General features: G+C 71.8%; 14 protein-coding genes and 1 tRNA gene. 9 read left to right on the plus strand and 6 right to left on the minus strand.

What is annotated here, in order from left to right; genetic code table 11:
* The first annotated feature begins 19 nt into the window (after positions 1-19).
* The gene (locus tag ABZX75_RS10010; protein ID WP_355409666.1) at positions 20-1885 is read left to right on the plus strand and encodes a protein kinase; all 1866 of its coding nucleotides are present in this window, start codon (positions 20-22) and stop codon (positions 1883-1885) included.
* 299 nt (positions 1886-2184) lie between these two features.
* A tRNA-Cys gene (locus tag ABZX75_RS10015) sits at positions 2185-2256 on the plus strand.
* A gap of 133 nt (positions 2257-2389) precedes the next feature.
* Here ABZX75_RS10015 and ABZX75_RS10020 read toward each other — a convergent pair.
* The gene (locus ABZX75_RS10020) at positions 2390-3310 is read right to left on the minus strand and encodes a nitroreductase/quinone reductase family protein (RefSeq protein ID WP_355409837.1); all 921 of its coding nucleotides are present in this window, start codon (positions 3308-3310) and stop codon (positions 2390-2392) included.
* Positions 3311-3781: 471 nt separating this feature from the next.
* Positions 3782-4600, minus strand: a complete 819-nt coding sequence (locus tag ABZX75_RS10025) for a VOC family protein (RefSeq protein ID WP_355409667.1) — start codon at positions 4598-4600, stop codon at positions 3782-3784.
* A 182-nt stretch (positions 4601-4782) separates the two neighbouring features.
* On the opposite strand from ABZX75_RS10025, the gene ABZX75_RS10030 reads away from it, so the two are divergent.
* Entirely contained in the window at positions 4783-5628 is an 846-nt protein-coding gene (locus tag ABZX75_RS10030) for a sulfurtransferase (protein WP_355409668.1), read from the plus strand.
* 75 nt (positions 5629-5703) lie between these two features.
* On the opposite strand, the gene sepH is transcribed toward ABZX75_RS10030, so the two are convergent.
* Complete coding sequence (gene sepH / locus ABZX75_RS10035; RefSeq protein WP_355409669.1) at positions 5704-6756, minus strand: septation protein SepH; 1053 nt, start codon at positions 6754-6756, stop codon at positions 5704-5706.
* A 493-nt stretch (positions 6757-7249) separates the two neighbouring features.
* Between sepH and ABZX75_RS10040 the strand changes: the two genes are divergently transcribed.
* A complete protein-coding gene (locus tag ABZX75_RS10040) occupies positions 7250-8080 on the plus strand; it encodes a hypothetical protein (RefSeq protein ID WP_355409670.1) in 831 nt (276 codons plus the stop codon).
* Between the two features lie 21 nt (positions 8081-8101).
* Here the strand turns inward: ABZX75_RS10040 and ABZX75_RS10045 are convergent, their stop codons facing one another.
* Positions 8102-9433, minus strand: coding sequence for a D-arabinono-1,4-lactone oxidase (locus ABZX75_RS10045; protein WP_355409671.1), 1332 nt, complete (start codon positions 9431-9433; stop codon positions 8102-8104).
* Positions 9381-10640 (minus strand): MFS transporter, encoded by a 1260-nt coding sequence (locus ABZX75_RS10050; protein WP_355409672.1) that lies wholly within the window; start codon positions 10638-10640, stop codon positions 9381-9383. The genes ABZX75_RS10045 and ABZX75_RS10050 overlap by 53 nt, the downstream gene beginning before the upstream one ends.
* 171 nt (positions 10641-10811) lie before the next feature.
* Between ABZX75_RS10050 and ABZX75_RS10055 the strand changes: the two genes are divergently transcribed.
* Positions 10812-11966, plus strand: a complete 1155-nt coding sequence (locus ABZX75_RS10055; protein ID WP_355409673.1) for a ferrochelatase — start codon at positions 10812-10814, stop codon at positions 11964-11966.
* A gap of 14 nt (positions 11967-11980) precedes the next feature.
* Positions 11981-12781: an inositol monophosphatase family protein gene (locus ABZX75_RS10060; RefSeq protein WP_355409838.1), complete on the plus strand. Its 801-nt coding sequence runs from the start codon at positions 11981-11983 to the stop codon at positions 12779-12781.
* Between the two features lie 162 nt (positions 12782-12943).
* On the opposite strand, the gene ABZX75_RS10065 is transcribed toward ABZX75_RS10060, so the two are convergent.
* A complete protein-coding gene (locus ABZX75_RS10065) occupies positions 12944-13123 on the minus strand; it encodes a hypothetical protein (RefSeq protein WP_355409674.1) in 180 nt (59 codons plus the stop codon).
* Positions 13124-13369: 246 nt separating this feature from the next.
* Between ABZX75_RS10065 and ABZX75_RS10070 the strand changes: the two genes are divergently transcribed.
* The 3 genes from ABZX75_RS10070 (at position 13370) to ABZX75_RS10080 (ending at position 15955) form a co-directional block, all read left to right on the plus strand.
* On the plus strand, positions 13370-14023 hold the full coding sequence (locus tag ABZX75_RS10070; protein ID WP_030008767.1) for a response regulator transcription factor: 654 nt from the start codon (positions 13370-13372) through the stop codon (positions 14021-14023).
* A gap of 5 nt (positions 14024-14028) precedes the next feature.
* A complete protein-coding gene (locus ABZX75_RS10075) occupies positions 14029-15276 on the plus strand; it encodes a HAMP domain-containing sensor histidine kinase (RefSeq protein WP_355409839.1) in 1248 nt (415 codons plus the stop codon).
* A 382-nt stretch (positions 15277-15658) separates the two neighbouring features.
* A complete protein-coding gene (locus tag ABZX75_RS10080) occupies positions 15659-15955 on the plus strand; it encodes a DUF4193 domain-containing protein (protein ID WP_030154344.1) in 297 nt (98 codons plus the stop codon).
* The last annotated feature ends 2 nt before the right edge of the window (positions 15956-15957 follow it).

Here is a 15957-nt window from a genome sequence, read left to right on the forward strand (position 1 = left end):
CAATTCTAACGGGGCTGACGTGTTAGAGCTGAGGGGCAGCGGGGCCGAGCCGCTGGAGGCCGGGGATCCGCGCCGGATCGGGTCGATTCCGGTGGTGGGACGGCTGGGGGCTGGCGGTATGGGGCGGGTGTACCTCGGGGTCCAGGACGGCCGGTACGTCGCCGTCAAGCAGCTGCTGTCCTCCGTCGTCGGCGAGGACGAGGACTTCCTGCGCCGTTTCGGGCACGAGCTGGACAACCTCTCCCGGCTGCCCGCGGAAACCACGGCGCCGCTGCTCGCCAGCGACCGCACCGCACGGCCCCCGTGGTTCGCCACCGCGTACATCCCCGGGCTGACTCTGCGGGAAGCCGTCCAGCTGCACGGCAGGCCCCTGCCCCCGCACGCGCTGTGGTTGCTGCTGCGGGAGATGGCGGCCGGCCTGGCGTCAGTGCATGCGCTGGACATGGTGCACCGGGACCTCAAGCCGTCCAATGTCATGCTGACCCTCGACGGGCTCACCCTGATCGACTTCGGCGTCGCCCGGGCTGCCGAACAGAGCCAACTGACCAGGACCGGCATGGTCGTGGGCACGCCCGCCTACATGGCGCCGGAACAGGCCTCGGCGACACGGAAGTTGAGCGGCGCCACCGACGTGTTCGCGCTGGGCTCGGTACTCGCCTACGCGGCGTGCGGCCGGCCGCCCTTCGGCGACGAGTCGGGGCACGGCGTGCTGTACCGCATCGTCCATGAAAAGCCCGACCTGGAGCCGTTGCGGGAGCTGGAGCCGGACCTCGCCGAGGTCGTCGCGGCCTGTCTCGACAAGGACCCCGAGGGCCGCCCCACAGCCGCAGAACTCCTCGAACGCGCCCGGCGGCACGCTCCGGCCACCACCCCGCTGTGGCCGGAGGCCATCACCGAGCGCCTGGCCGAGCGGGCCGCCTTCGCCGCGGACGTTCAGGAGATCGACGTACCGACGGTCCCGCTCACCGGCGGAAAGCAGGGCCCGGAACCGGAGAAGGCCGCCGAGCCGAAGCCCGAGCCCGAGCCCGCGGCTGCGTCTCGTCCGGAACGGCCCGAGCCGCCGGAACGCCGACGCCGTACCCGTGTCCTCCTCGCCGTCATCCCCGTCGTCGTGGTCGCCGGCGGGACGACACTCGCCATCCAGCAACTGCCGTACACCTCCTCGCCGCGGGCCGGGACACATGCCACCCCGCTCGCCTCGGTCCCGGCGACGCCGGCCGGCACGACGCCGTCGACCCCGGGCGGCAGCCCGTCGGATACGGCGTCTCCGGCGCAGTCGCCGGCCGAGGACAAGGCTGAGGGGGACGGCAAGGGCACGGAGCAGGGAGGGGAAGGCGCGCCCCCGACCCCGGCCGCCGGCGGTGCGGGCGGGACCGGTCCAGGCACTGGCACTGGCACAGGCACAGGCACAGGCACCGGCGCCAGCACCGGCCCCGGCACACAGAACGGCTCGGGCGCCCCGGGCGGCTCCGGCAGCTCGAGCCCCTCCGGCGGTGGGACGCCCGCAGCCACCACGCCCCCCGCTTCCGGCACCCACCGCTACCGCAACGGCGACAACGGCAAGTGCATCACCCAGGTCTACGGATCTTCGGACCACGGTGCCTGCTCCGACTCCACCGCCCGGTGGACCGTACAGGGCAGATCGGACGGCAGCTTCAAGCTCGTCAACCAGCAGACGGGCCAGTGCCTGTACTCCAACGGGCTCGGTCAGGCCGTCTTCGTGGGTGACTGCGCCCAGGACATCGGCCGGCTGTGGCGTACGGGTTCAGGCGGCAGCCTCCGGAGCGACTACGGGGGCGGCTGTCTCGATCTGGGCATGAGCAGCGGCCTGGTGACGAAGACGTGTGCCGGGGAGTCATCGCAGCGCTGGACGAGGCAGGTCTAGGGAGTGGCGTCGAGGTAGTGTCGTCCGCCCGCCGGGCCTGACGGGCCTCGACGACACGGTCGCGGAGCGACCGCCGCGTGCTGCGCGGCGGCCCCCGCATGAGGCCCTGAGGGCTGCGGCCCGAGGCCGGACCCGCAGCGTCTCGGCTACGAGGTCCACTGCCGCCGCCACCACCGTGGCGCGGGTTCGCCCGTCGGCCGTACGACCGTGAACGCCGTATGGCAGTCGTATGACAGCCCGCGCTCCGCCCTTCCCCGGCGGCGCGTCACCCCCCTACGGTCATACCGACGCCCCACCACGACCGTGTGCCCGAGTGGCCCAGGGGCCGGACTGCAACTCCGGTGACGCGGGTTCGAATCCCGCCACGGTCTCCCTCAGCCGCTGCCCGGCCGGTCCTCTCACCGGCTGGGCAGCGGTTTCGCATGCGGCGCACCGCACCCCCACCGTGCGCACGCGTCCGTCGCTCCTGCCTGCGGTGCGCGTCCACCGCGGCCCGGCCCGGGGTCAGCCAGGGTCGGCCGCCTGGGGGCCCGGCGGGAACGGGATCTGCGCGAGGATCGGGAGGAGGGACTCCTCCTCGTAGTCGAGGTGCGCCGTGAGTTCGTGCGACATCCGCTCCAGCTCGGCACGGAACCGCTCGGGGTCCGCGACCGCGATGTCGGCCAGCAGGCCGCTCAGTTCCTCCTGTAGGCGGGCGACCGTGCGGTGTTCGACCCGCAACCGTTCGAAGGCGTCGGCGAGGTGCGGGTTCTGCGCCTCCAGTGCGGGGAACACGTGCGCGTCCTCGCCGGTGTGGTGGAACTCCAGTGCCTGGCAGAACGCCAGGCATCGCTGCCGGATCTGCAGGCCGAGCCCCGGAGCCGGAGGCTCACCGGGCCCCTGGTGCGCCGCCCGCGCGGCGAAGTGCGCCTCCACCTCCTCGCGTACGTGGCCCAGTTGGGCCCGGAGCCAGACGTGGACCTCCATGAGCTTGTCGGCGAGGTTCCCGACCTCCGCGGGGCCCTCACCGTCCGCCGCTTCGGCGGATTCCAGGACCACGACCGGCAGTACACGGGAGGTGTTCTCCTGATACTCCCCGTACCCGGGCTCCGCGCTCACCACATGCGCGAACAGGCGGTCCCGGCGCTCGCCCTCGGCGGGCACCGCTATCGCCTCGAACTCCTCCGCTCCGAGCTCGACCCGGACCAGTGGATGGGCCATCAGATTGTGGTACCAGTCGGGGTGGCGAGGGCCCCCGAGGTTCGATCCGACGATCAGCAGCAGATCGCCGTGGCGGACGTAGCCGAGGGGCACGGTCCGCGCCTTGCCGGACTTCGCGCCGGTCGTGGTCAGCAGCAGCAGGTCGCCGTCTTCGAAGTAGCCGCCGACCTTCCCCTTGTTGACTCGGAACTCTTCGATGACGGATTGATTGAAGTCAGTGGGCATGGGCATGGTGCTTCAGATCTCCATGGAAGGCGCAGAATCCGCGATGACGCGATGACGCGATGACGCGATGACGCGGCGATGCGGTGATGCGGTGATGTCGGCAAGAGAGGCCCGGAAGGCGGGCCGATCGTGTGCGTGCCGCGCCGTGAGGACGCACCGGAAGCGGTCGTCGGTCACGGAGACGGGCATGCACGTGCGCGTCGCACGGCGACGCCGTGCGCGAAAGCACCGACTCAGGTGCGGCGCACGGGAGGTGGACTCATGGTGGTCCCTCGAACTGCGGGTGGTCGCCCGATCGCCGGCCGGCCCACTGCTCTTTGGCCGGCGCCACGCGCCACGATGCTCATGAGAACCCACGGTCCGCCGGCTGTCAACGCCTGGACCGGCCGGCCCCGTACCGCACGCGCCGCATGCCCGGCCGCGCCCTCGGTGGGGGAGCGGCGCCGAGGGCGGGCCGCTACGGGATCACCGTCAGGCCGGTCCCCCGCCGGGGGCGAGCGAGGCGCCCGGCCGCGACCGTACGAGCGTGAAGACCGCGCCTTCCGGGTCGGCGACCGTGGCGAATCGGCCGCGCAGGCCATCGCGGGGCGCCTCGACGATGCGCCCGCCGAGCTCGGTGACCTGGGCGGCGGCCGCGTCGGTGTCCTCGACCTCGAAGTACGCCATCCAGTGCGGGCCCCGGTCGTGCGGCAGCGAGCGGCCGACACCGTGCACGGCTGCCACCGGGCGGCCCTCCAGGAGCAGGGTCACGTAGTCGAAATCCTCGGAGGCCGTGCCGTGCGTCTGCGCCTCGTGGCCGAAAACGTGCTCGTAGAACTTGCCGACCGTCGAGGTGTCCTGGGTGACCAGCTCGTTCCAGACCGGGGTGCCCGGCGCTCCGTGGACGCGGGTTCCCATGTGGGTCTGGGCCTGCCAGATCCCGAAGATAGCGCCCAGCGGGTCGGAGCAGATCGCCATCCGTCCCGCGATGCCGGCGTCCAGCGGGCCCACCGCGACCGTGCCGCCGCAGGAGCGGATCGATTCGGCTGCCGCGTCGGCGTCGTCCGTGGCGAGGTACGTCGTCCAGGCCACCGGAAGGTGTCGGTCCGGCGGCATCTCGCCGATGCCGGCCACCTCATGGCCGTCCAGCAGGGCCCGGACGTACGGGCCGAGCTGGACGGGACCCGGTACGTACTCCCAGCCGAACAAGTCGGCGTAGAAGTCCTCGGTGGTCCCGAGGCTGTGCACCATCAGGCTCACCCAGCACGGCGTGCCGGACGGGCGCCGCGTAGCTTCCGCTGCCTCGGTCATGTCAGCCGTCTCCTCCGTTGTGGGTCCTGCCGCTCGCTCTGGCTGATGCTTCCACTCCGCGGAGCCCGGCGCGCCCCGACCGGCCGTATCAGCGGGGCGGGGTACACACATGACCGGATCAGTGTGCCCCGCTGTTGACGGGATCGTCATACGGATGCCGGGCGCGGAGGAAGATGGGCCGCATGACTGCGAAATCTGCGATCCTCTCCGCGACCGAACTGAAGCGCGAACTGTCCGGTTCCCGGCCTCCGGTGCTGCTGGACGTCCGCTGGCAGCTGGGCGGCCCCGACCAGCGGCCCGCGTACGAGGCGGGGCACCTGCCGGGCGCCGTGTACATCGACCTCGACCGCGAACTGGCAGGTCCGGCGGGGTCGGGCGGGCGGCACCCGTTGCCCGACCCGGAGGAGTTCGGGGCGGTGATGCGGCGGGCCGGTGTCTCGGCGGACGCGGCGGTGGTCGTGTACGACGGCGGCCAGGGCTGGGCCGCCGCCCGGGCGTGGTGGCTGCTGCGCTGGACAGGTCACCCGGACGTGCGGGTGCTGGACGGCGGCCTGGCCGCGTGGACCGATTCGGGGGGTGAGGTGACGGCCGACAGGGTGACGCCCGCGGAGGGTGATTTCAAGCCAAGTCCGGGCGCGGTCGGAGTGCTGGACGCGGACGGGGCGGCCGCGCGGGCGCGTGCGGGGATCCTGCTGGACGCGCGTGCGGGGGAGCGGTACCGGGGGGAGGTCGAGCCGATCGACCCGGTGGGCGGCCACATCCCGGGCGCGGTGTCGGCTCCGACCTCGGAGAACGTGGGGCCGGACGGCCGGTTGCTGCCGGCGGGCGCGCTGCGCGCCCGGTTCGCGGGTCTCGGCGTGTCCCCGGACATCCCGGTGGGCGTGTACTGCGGCTCGGGTGTCTCCGCCGCCCAGCAAGTCCTCGCCCTGGAAGTGGCGGGCATCCCGGCCGACCTCTACGCGGGCAGCTGGTCGCAGTGGTCCTCGGAACCCGGCCGCCCGGTGGCCACGGGGCCGGACCCGCACTAGCGGCGGTCGGCCGCAGCGCCGGCCGTGGCGCCGATCTGAGCGCCGCGGCCGAGTCGCCCCGGCCGGCTCGCGGGCTTACTCCTGCTTCTTGCGGCGGGTCCCGAAGACGATCTCGTCCCAGCTCGGGACCGCCGCACGGCGGCCCGGGCGCACGCCGTCGGCCTCGGCCTGGCGGTCGGTGGTGCCCGTCAGACGGTCGCGGTGGCCCGCCACCGTGCGCGGCATCAGGACATCGGCGTACGCGGAACCCGCGCCCGCCGAGGCGGCCGGGGCCGGCGGCTCCTCCGCCTCGGCCTCCGCCTCCGCCGGCGGTTCGGTCCGGTCGGGGACCACCATGTCACCGCGGAAGCTCGGCACCGCCTCCAGCAGGCTGGTCAGGGTGTCCCGTTCCTCCTCCGGATCCGGCGCGGGGGCGACCGGCCGTTCCAACTGGCGGTCCAGGGCGCGGTCCAGCGGCCGGTCGCGCGGCAGCCGCGCGATCCTCGGCACGAACGGGAAGCTCGGCTCGGGCGTCGCCGGCAGGTCGTCCGACTCGCCGATGAGGGAGCGGGCCTCGTCGTCCACGGCCACGACCAGGCGGCGCGGCGGGTCGTACGTCCAGCTCGCGGAGTGCGGCTCGCCCGCGACCCGGTAGACGAGCAGGACCTCCCAGGTGCCGTCGTCGCGGCGCCACGAGTCCCATTGGAGGGATTCCTTCTCGGCCCCGCGCAGGGTCAGCCGCTCCTGAACGGCCTCGCCGAGCTGGGGTCCGGTGTTCTCGCCGGGGCGGCGCACGGGAGTCTTGCGCGCCCGCTCCGCCATGAACGCGCGCTCGGCGAGCACGGGCCCCTCGAAGCGGCGTACGCGGTCGACGGGGATGCCGGCGAGTTGAGCGACCTCCTCCGCGGAGGCACCGGCCCGTATGCGGGCCTGGATGTCGCGGGGGCGGAGGTGGCTCTCCACCTCGATCTCGATCTGGTTCAGGCGTGCGCGGTCGTTGCGCACGGCAGCGCGCAGGCGCTCGTCGATCGGAAGCGTGTACTCCGTGCTGTCCCCAGCCTTGAGCACCAGTCGTGTGCCGTCATTTGAGACGGCCACGACACGCAGTTCGGGCATGGGGACCTCCCGGGTGGTGCCTGCCGACGTCACGTGCGTCGCTGCTTCCGCTAGTCGAGTGTGGCCTGCCCGGGTGCAGCCTGCCACAACCTTGCCGTGTTAAACCGGCGTGTCGGGCATGCGCCCTTGATCGCCGTTATGGCACGGTTACCTGTTGGGCACGCACAGTGACCGAACGATTACTGTGCGCAGCAGGAACCCGTGCAATACCGCGGCATCACCGGTCTTGAGCGCCGTTTTCCATCAGCCGGCCCCCTCTCCCGGGTCCGGACATCCGTAAGGAAGGACGGCCCCAGGGCTCGCCACAGTACTCCATTCGGGCCACCCGGGTGGACCGCCGCGCCGCCGAACTTCTCCCGGACGGCGGGAGTTGGGCTGCCCTCTGGCGGGCCCCACCTGCACCCGTGTCCGTTTCCGGGTGTCTTGCTTCACAGAATCCCCAGAAATGGAACTTTCCGTTTCGCTCAGGTGTCACTCACTGCTGAAAGAGGAGAAGCGGGAGAGACGGAACACACCGGAGATGGCGATGGGTCAGAAGGCGACACGGGACGTCGAACCGGAGAGGAAACCGGAGAAAAAACCGGAGGGGAAGCTCGACCTGAGCGCCGCTCAGGTGGCCGGCAGCTCCCTCGCCACCGTCGCGGCGGCGCTGCTCGCCTCGAAGCTGGGCGTCTACGGGACGATTCTGGGTGCCGGTGTCGTGAGCGTCGTCGCCACCGCGGGCGGGCCCGTCATCCAGCACTTCTTCCGGCGCACCGGCGACCAGCTGCGTGGGACGGCCGCCCGGCCGAAGACCGGTCAGGTGCCGGCTCCGCACGCGGCCGGCGCCCCGCCCGCGGCGGAGTTCGGCGCGGCCACCGTCCACGGCACGCGCGTACGGGGCTGGAAGCGCACGGCGGTGGCCTCCGGCGCGGCCTTCGCCCTCGCGATCGGCGGCCTCGGAACGTACGAGGCGATGGCCGGCACCTCGGTCAGCGCGGACGGCCGCACCCTGCTGACCGGCGGCGCCGCCACCGCGCCCGACCACAAGCCCGACCCGCCGAAGGAGGACGGGGGCGGCGGCGTAAAGCCTGGACCCCTCCAGCCCGGGAATGACGGAAAGCCCGAGAAGGGCGGGAAGTCCGGGGAGAGCCCCGGCCCGGACACCTCCCCGGACACCTCCGCGGACCCCTCCCGCTCGTCCGGCGGTCGCGGCCCCGCTCCGGAGCCGAGCCGCTCGGCCCCGGTGGATCCGACGCCCAGCCCGTCCCCGTCGAAGCACACCCCCACCCCGACACCGACTCCCACCCCGGGCCCGGACGAGTCGACGCCCGCGGGCGGCGCCGGCACCGGGCAGGGGCAGCGGAGCGCGCCCTGAGGCCGGGTCAGGTCCGCGGGCTCACTCGCCCAGGACGCGCCGCAGATAGTCGTTGGCGAACACCCGCTCCGGGTCCAGCCGGTCCCGGAGCGCGGTGAACTCGCCGAACCGCGGGTAGAGCCGCGCGAAGTACTCCGCGTCCCGCGTGTGCACCTTGCCCCAGTGCGGTCGCCCGCCGTGCGCGGTGAAGATCCGCTCGGCCGCCGTGAAGTAGGACTGGTAGGGGGTTCCCCTGTACATGTGCACCGCGATGTACGCCGTCTCGCGCCCCGAGGCCGTCGACAGCGTGATGTCGTCCGCCGGAGCCGTGCGCACCTCCACCGGGAAGCTGACGCGCAGGGAGGAGCGGTCGACCACGGCCTTCAGCTCCCGCAGCGCCTCGACGGCCCGCTCGCGGGGGAGCGCGTACTCCATCTCCACGAACCGCACGCGGCGGGGGCTGGTGAACACCTTGTACGGGATGTCCGTGTAGGTGCGGGCCGACAGGGCCCTGCTGGCGATGCGGGCGATGCCGGGGATGGTGGCGGGGACCGCGCGGCCCAGCGAGTTGACGGCTTGGAAGACGCCGTTGGAGAGCAGCTCGTCCTCGATCCAGGCGCTCACCGGTCCGGGCGGGGCGGCCGGGCCCTGGCTGCGGTTGTTGCGCTTGGTGGTGCAGTTGCCGGTGTGCGGGAACCAGTAGAACTCGAAGTGCTCGTTCTCCGCGACGTGCTGGTCGAACTCGGCCGTCACCCGGTCGAAGCCCATCGGCTCCTCACGGGCGGTCAGGAAGAAGATCGGCTCGACGGCGAACGTGAGCGAGGTGACGATGCCGAGCGCCCCGATGCCGAGCCGGGCCGCCGCGAAGACGTCCGGATGCTCCTTCTCGGAGCAGGTGAGCAGCCGCCCGTCGGCGGTGACCAGTTCCAGGGCGCGGATCTGGGCGGAGATGGAGGCCGAGTCGCGCCCGGTGCCGTGCGTGCCCGTGCTGGTGGCCCCGGAGACCGTCTGCTCCATGATGTCGCCCATGTTGGTGAGCGACAGGCCCTGCCCGGCCAGGGCCCGGTTGAGGTCCTTCAGGACCGTGCCCGCCGCCACCGTGACGGTCCCGGCGGTCCGGTCTATCCCGCGGATCCCGCTCAGCGCCTGCGGACGAATGAGGACCCCGTCCGTCGCGGCGGCCGCGGTGAAGGAGTGGCCGGTCCCGACCGCCTTCACCCGCATTCCGTCCTCGGCGGCCCGGCGGACCGCCTCCTGAAGCTCCCCGACCGAGGCCGGGGTCACCACACGGGCGGGTGTGGCGGTGACATTGCCCGCCCAGTTACGCCACGCGGTCCGTGTCGGCCCGGACTTCCCTGCTGTCGCCGTCCCCATCGGTACCTGGCTCCTCCCCTTGCGCCGGCCTCGTCAGCCGGCGGTAACCCGCGAACGCCACCGCCGCCGCGGCCGCACCCGCCGCGATGGAGACGACGTACCCGCGCTGCGCGCCGGCGGCATCGATGACCAGCCCGGTCACGGACGAGCCGATCGCGACGCCGACCGCGAGACCGGTGCTGATCCAGGTCATGCCCTCGGTCAGCTTCGCGCGGGGTACGTGCGCCTCGATCAGGGCCATCGTGGTGATCATCGTGGGAGCGATGGCGAGGCCCGAGACGAAGAGCGCCACGGCCAGAAACGGGAGGTTCCCGGCCAGTAGGAGGGGGATCATACTCACGGCCATGGCGGACACGCCCAGTACCCACCTGAGTTCGGTCCGGCCCTTGAGATGCAGCAGGCCGAAGACGATGCCCGCGAGGCAGGATCCGAGCGCCCAGATGGCCAGAATGAAGCTGGCGGAGGACTTGTGGCCCTGCTCCTCGGCGAAGGCCAGGGTGGCCACGTCGATGGAGCCGAAGATCGCGCCGGTCGCGACGAAGGTGGCCGTCAGCACCTGGAGGCCGGGGGAGCGCAGGGCCGATGTGCGGTCCGTGTGCTCGTCGCGCGGGTGCGGCTCGGGCTCGGTGGAGCGCTGTGCGGTGAGCAGCCATACGCCGACGAGCAGGCAGACGGCGGCGATGAGCGGCCCGGCCTCGGGGAACCAGGTGGTGGACAGTCCGATGGCGATGATCGGGCCGAAGATGAAGCAGACCTCGTCCACCACGGACTCGAAGGAGTAGGCGGTGTGCAGCTCGCGCGGGGAGTCCCGGTAGATCATGGTCCACCGGGCCCGGATCATCGAGCCGACGCTGGGCACGCAGCCCGCGATCGCCGCGAACAGGAAGAGGGTCCAGTCCGGCAGGCCGTTCGCGGCGGCCAGCAGCAGTCCGGCGACCGACCCCACGGCGATCAGGGTGGCGGGGCGCAGGACCCGGCGCTGGCCGTACTGGTCCACCAGCCGGGACACCTGGGGGCCGATGACGGCTGCCGCGAGGGCGAGGGTGCCGGTGAGGGCGCTCGCCATCGCATAGCGGCCGGTGATCTCGGAGATCATCGTGAGGATGCCGACGCCGACCATGGAAATCGGCAACCGGCCTATGAGGCCGGCGGCGCTGAACCCCTTGGTGCCGGGGGCCGCGAAGATCGCGCGGTAGGGACTGGGCAAGGGATCTCCGTAAGGGACGTCATCGGCCCATACAGGTTACGACCGCCGACAAGGCACCCGCACGGGGAAATTCCAGACAGTGGAAGTTAGGGTCACCTTACCTGTGGCACGGGGTCCTGGCCGGGCCGGGTCGGTTCCCGCCCGAGGGCGACGGGTGGCAGGATTCGACGCATGTCAGACCAGCTCCTCCCGCCCCCCGGCGGGCCCGCAGCCCCGTACGACGCCCTCCTGCTGCTCTCCTTCGGCGGCCCCGAGGGACCCGACGACGTCGTACCGTTCCTGGAGAACGTCACCCGCGGGCGCGGCATCCCGCGCGAGCGGCTCAAGGAGGTCGGGCAGCACTACTTCGGCTTCGGCGGGGTCAGCCCGATCAACGCGCAGAACCGGCAGCTGCTGGACGCGCTGCGCAAGGACTTCGCCGAGCACGGGCTGGACCTGCCGGTCTACTGGGGCAACCGGAACTGGGCCCCGTACCTGACCGACGTGATGCGGGAGATGGCCGCCGACGGGCGCCGCCGGATCGCGGTACTCGCCACCAGCGCGTACGCCTCGTACTCGGGCTGCCGGCAGTACCGCGAGAACCTCGCCGACGCGCTGGCCACCCTCGCCGAGGAGGGAGTGGAACTCCCGAAGGTCGACAAGCTGCGCCACTACTTCAACCACCCCGGCTTCGTCCAGCCGATGATCGACGGGGTGCTCGCCTCGCTGGAATCGCTGCCCGCCGAGGTCCGGGCCGGTGCGCACCTGGTCTTCACCACGCACTCCATCCCGACCGCGGCCGCGGACACCTCCGGTCCGGTTGAGGAGCACACGACCGGCGGCGCGGGCGGGGCGTACGTCAAGCAGCACCTGGACGTCGCCCGGGTCGTCGCGGACGCCGTGCGGGCTGAGACGGGCACCGAACTGCCCTGGGAGCTGGTCTACCAGTCGCGCAGCGGCGCCCCGCACATCCCGTGGCTGGAACCGGACATCTGCGAGCACCTGGAGGCGCTGCACGCGTCCGGAGCCCCGGCGGCCGTGATGGTGCCGATCGGCTTCGTCTCCGACCACATGGAGGTCCTGTACGACCTCGACACGGAGGCGACGGCGAAGGCGGCGGAGCTCGGGCTCCCGGTCGCCCGGTCGGCGACGGTCGGGGCAGACCCGCGGTTCGCCGCGGCCGTACGGGACCTCGTGCTGGAGCGGGCCGCGGCCGAACGGGGCGAACCCGTGGAGCGGTGCGCGCTGGGGATGCTGGGAGCGAGCCATGATCGCTGCGCGGTGGGCTGCTGCCCGGCGCGGGGGCCCCGGCCGGCGGCCGCGGGCGCGGACAGTCCGTACGCGTAGGGAGTGGGACCGTGATCTCTGAAGAGCTGAGGGCAGAACTGCTGGACGTCGGCCTGGAAGCCGCCCGGCAGGCCGGGGCTCTGCTGCGCGACGGCCGGCCGGCGGACCTGGCGGTGGCGGCGACCAAGAGCAGCCCCATCGACGTGGTGACCGAGATGGACATCGCGGCGGAGAAGCTGATCACCGGCATCCTCGCGGAGCGGCGGCCCGAGGACGGGCTGCTGGGCGAGGAGGGCGCGGACAGCCCCGGGACCAGCGGCGTGCGGTGGGTCGTCGACCCGCTGGACGGCACGGTGAACTACCTCTACGGGCTGCCGAGCTGGGGCGTGTCGATCGCGGCCGAGTACCGGGGCGAGACCGTGGTGGGCGTCGTGGCGGCGCCGATGCGGGGCGAGACGTACCACGCGGTGCTCGGCGGCGGGGCGTGGTCGGGTGAGGTGCGGCTGGCGTGCCGGGGGGCGGCGCCGCTGGACCAGGCACTGGTCGGGACGGGGTTCGCGTACGTCCAGTCCCGCCGGGCCCGCCAGGCGGAGGTCGCGCGCCGGATCATCCCGCTGGTGCGCGACATCCGGCGGGGCGGGTCGGCGGCGCTGGACCTGTGCGACGTGGCCGCGGGAAGGCTGGACGGGTACTACGAGCGGGGGCTGAACCCGTGGGACCTGGCGGCGGGCGAGCTCATCGCCCGGGAAGCCGGCGCGGTGACCGGCGGGCGCCCGGGGCTCCCCGCCTCGGGGGAACTGACCCTGGCGGCCACCGCGGCCGTCTTCGCCTCCCTCCAGCCGCTGCTGGAGGAAGCCGGCGCCTGGCACGACTGAAGCCGGGAGCCCGGTGACCCGGGTCCGGGACATGACGGAACCCCGGCGCCCGTGAGGGCGGCCGGGGTTCGGTGTGCGAGGGTTCGACGGACGGACGTACGGGGTGCACGGACGTGCCGACGTGTTGAAAGTCCGAGGTGCCGAGATGCCGAGGTGCCGAGGTCAGCAGGCTGAGACGGAGACGGAGACGGGAACGCCGTGCTCCGCGGCGAGGCGCTGGAGGTCTTCCAACTCGGCCTGTTCCACTTCCGCGAGGAAGTCGTCGCCCGCTTCGCGCGCCTGCATGAGGTCCGACTGCGTGGTCCTGATGCGCTGCAGGAGACCCGCGGTGAATGCGTCCATGGTGGGTTCGCCCCCTCTTCGTGGGTCGGCGGCGGCACGTGACAGTCCGCCGTCAGGGAGTGGATGGGGTGTGATCTCGTCCTCCCCGGCACTCCGGTCCCAGAAACCTCGCCGGGCCGGTGAATCCTCACTTCCGCCCCGCCCGCCCCCTCCGAGCGGTGCCTTACAGCCGGTTTACGGCTGAAACGGGCAGGATGGACGACGCCATACACGTGTGCCCTTCTGGGCTCGAAGGAAGGAAACGACGTGCGCGTACTCGTCGTCGAGGACGAGCAGCTGCTCGCCGATGCGGTGGCCACCGGCCTGCGCCGGGAGGCCATGGCCGTGGACGTCGTGTACGACGGCGCCGCGGCCCTGGAGCGCGTCGGAGTGAACGACTACGACGTGGTCGTGCTCGACCGGGACCTTCCGCTCGTACACGGTGACGACGTCTGCCGGAAGATCGTCGAGCTGGGCATGCCGACCCGCGTGCTGATGCTGACCGCCTCCGGTGACGTGAGCGACCGGGTGGAGGGACTGGAGCTGGGAGCGGACGACTATCTGCCCAAGCCCTTCGCCTTCACCGAGCTGACCGCGCGGGTGCGGGCGCTCGGGCGCAGGACCACCGTGGCCCTGCCGCCCGTACTGGAGCGGGCCGGGATCAAGCTGGACCCGAACCGGCGCGAGGTGTTCCGTGAGGGCAAGGAGGTGCAGCTGGCGCCCAAGGAGTTCGCGGTGCTGGAGGTCCTCATGCGCAGCGAGGGCACCGTCGTCTCCGCCGAGCAACTGCTGGAGAAGGCCTGGGACGAGAACACCGACCCCTTCACCAACGTCGTGCGGGTGACCGTGATGACCCTGCGGCGCAAACTCGGTGAGCCGCCGGTCATCGTGACCGTGCCCGGTTCCGGATACCGGATCTGATGTCGATGGCAGCCACCCCGGCTCCACCAGCGGCGCCACCGAAACCGACCTGGGACCCCGGCCAGCCCGAGGGTCCCTTCCCCTGGCTGAGGCCGACCATCCGCATACGCCTCACCCTGCTGTACGGCGGGATGTTCCTGATCGCGGGCATCCTGCTGCTCTCGATCATCTACCTGCTGGCGGCGCAGGCCCTGCGCGAGGGCAACGCGATCCCGTTCATGATCGTCGGCGGGCAGGACGTCAAGGTCTCCAGCAGCACCTGCCCGGGCGTGGTGGGCGTAGAGCTGTCCCCTGACGCCTTCAACGCCGCGATCAGCCAGTGCGTCCTCGAACAGCGCAGGCACGCCCTGGACGACCTGCTGAGCCGGTCGCTGATGGCCCTGCTGGGCCTGAGCATCATCGCGTTCGCCTTCGGCTACGCGATGGCCGGCCGGGTGCTCTCGCCGCTGGGGAAGATCACCCGTACCGCACGCCGGGTGGTCGGCTCCGACCTGACCCGGCGGATCGAGCTGGACGGGCCGGACGACGAGCTCAAGGAGCTCGCCGACACCTTCGACGAGATGCTCGACCGGCTGGAGCGGGCCTTCACGGCCCAGCAGAGGTTCGTGGCGAACGCTTCGCACGAGCTGCGGACACCGCTCGCGATCAACCGGACGCTGCTGGAGGTGCATCTTTCCGATCCGGGCGCTCCCGTGGAGCTCCAGCAGCTGGGCAAGACCCTGCTGGCCACCAACGAGCGCAGCGAGCAGCTGGTCGAGGGCCTGCTGCTGCTGGCCCGCAGCGACAACCAGATCATCGAGCGCAAGCCCGTGGACCTGGCGGAGGTCGCCTCGCGCGCCATCGACCAGGTGCGCGGCGAGGCGGAGGCCAAGGGCGTGGAGATCCGCGGCGAGCGCGCGGCGGCCGTCGTACAGGGCAGTGGCGTGCTCCTGGAGCGGATCGCCCTCAATCTCGTGCAGAACGCCGTCCGGTACAACGTGCCGGAAGGCGGCTGGGTGGAGGTCACCACCGAGGCCCTGCACGGCCAGGCGGTCCTCCTGGTGTCGAACACGGGTCCCGTCGTTCCCGCGTACGAGGTGGACAACCTCTTCGAGCCCTTCAGGCGGCTGCGTACGGAGCGCACGGGCAGCGACAAGGGTGTCGGGCTCGGGCTCTCCATCGCGCGCTCTGTGGCCCGCGCACACGGCGGGAGGATCCAGGCGATGCCCCGCGAGGGGGGCGGCCTCGTGATGCGTGTCACTCTTCCTTTGTGAGGCCGTCAGCCCGTGTTCGCTGCTGGCTGAACGTTTGCCATATGAAGGCAGTCGCCCGTGTGCGATCGATCACAGTGGCGAGTGTCCGACCATGTGCGTTCAGTGACCCCGGGGCGGCCGGAAAGCCCGGGACGTCCGGGTTTCCGGCACCCTCAATGGCGGGAAATACACGGGGTGGCGTTTGTGCAAGACGGCCCCCGGACCGTGTACGGTCCCGGTCGTCATCCCAGCCAATCGCTGCTTCAGGTGGGCGGCTGGGTGTCGATTGAGTAACAGACCTTGATGTGAGGCAAAATCTCCGCCTCAGGTCGGGCACAAGTCCGGCCTCTCGCGCGTTACGTGCGCTGAGACACCGCTAACACCCAGAGGGGGAGAGTGAACAATGGCAACGGACTACGACACCCCGCGCAAGACCGATGACGACGTCGACAACGACAGCATTGAAGAGCTGAAGGCTCGACGCAATGAGAAGTCGTCCTCGTCCGTCGATGTGGATGACTTCGACGCGGCGGAAGGCATGGAGCTTCCCGGTGCGGACCTCTCCAATGAGGAGCTGGCCGTCCGGGTCCTGCCCAAGCAGGCCGATGAGTTCACCTGCATGAGCTGCTTCCTGGTGCACCACCGCAGCCAGCTGGCGCGCGAGAAGAACGGTCAGCCGATCTGTCGCGACTGCGACTGAGA

This window comes from Streptomyces sp. NPDC003038 (assembly GCF_040611115.1).
In the GTDB taxonomy this organism is placed as follows: Bacteria; Actinomycetota; Actinomycetes; order Streptomycetales; family Streptomycetaceae; genus Streptomyces.

Excerpts from the sequence above, each read along its gene's own strand:
- ABZX75_RS10065 (WP_355409674.1), bottom strand. The coding sequence starts at position 13,123 with ATGGACGCATTCACCGCGGGTCTCCTGCAGCGCATCAGGACCACGCAG.
- ABZX75_RS10045 (WP_355409671.1), bottom strand. The coding sequence starts at position 9,433 with ATGGGGACGGCGACAGCAGGGAAGTCCGGGCCGACACGGACCGCGTGG.
- ABZX75_RS10030 (WP_355409668.1), top strand. The coding sequence starts at position 4,783 with ATGACTGCGAAATCTGCGATCCTCTCCGCGACCGAACTGAAGCGCGAA.
- ABZX75_RS10080 (WP_030154344.1), top strand. The coding sequence starts at position 15,659 with ATGGCAACGGACTACGACACCCCGCGCAAGACCGATGACGACGTCGAC.
- ABZX75_RS10020 (WP_355409837.1), bottom strand. The coding sequence starts at position 3,310 with ATGCCCACTGACTTCAATCAATCCGTCATCGAAGAGTTCCGAGTCAAC.
- ABZX75_RS10055 (WP_355409673.1), top strand. The coding sequence starts at position 10,812 with ATGTCAGACCAGCTCCTCCCGCCCCCCGGCGGGCCCGCAGCCCCGTAC.
- ABZX75_RS10075 (WP_355409839.1), top strand. The coding sequence starts at position 14,029 with ATGGCAGCCACCCCGGCTCCACCAGCGGCGCCACCGAAACCGACCTGG.
- ABZX75_RS10040 (WP_355409670.1), top strand. The coding sequence starts at position 7,250 with ATGGGTCAGAAGGCGACACGGGACGTCGAACCGGAGAGGAAACCGGAG.
- ABZX75_RS10025 (WP_355409667.1), bottom strand. The coding sequence starts at position 4,600 with ATGACCGAGGCAGCGGAAGCTACGCGGCGCCCGTCCGGCACGCCGTGC.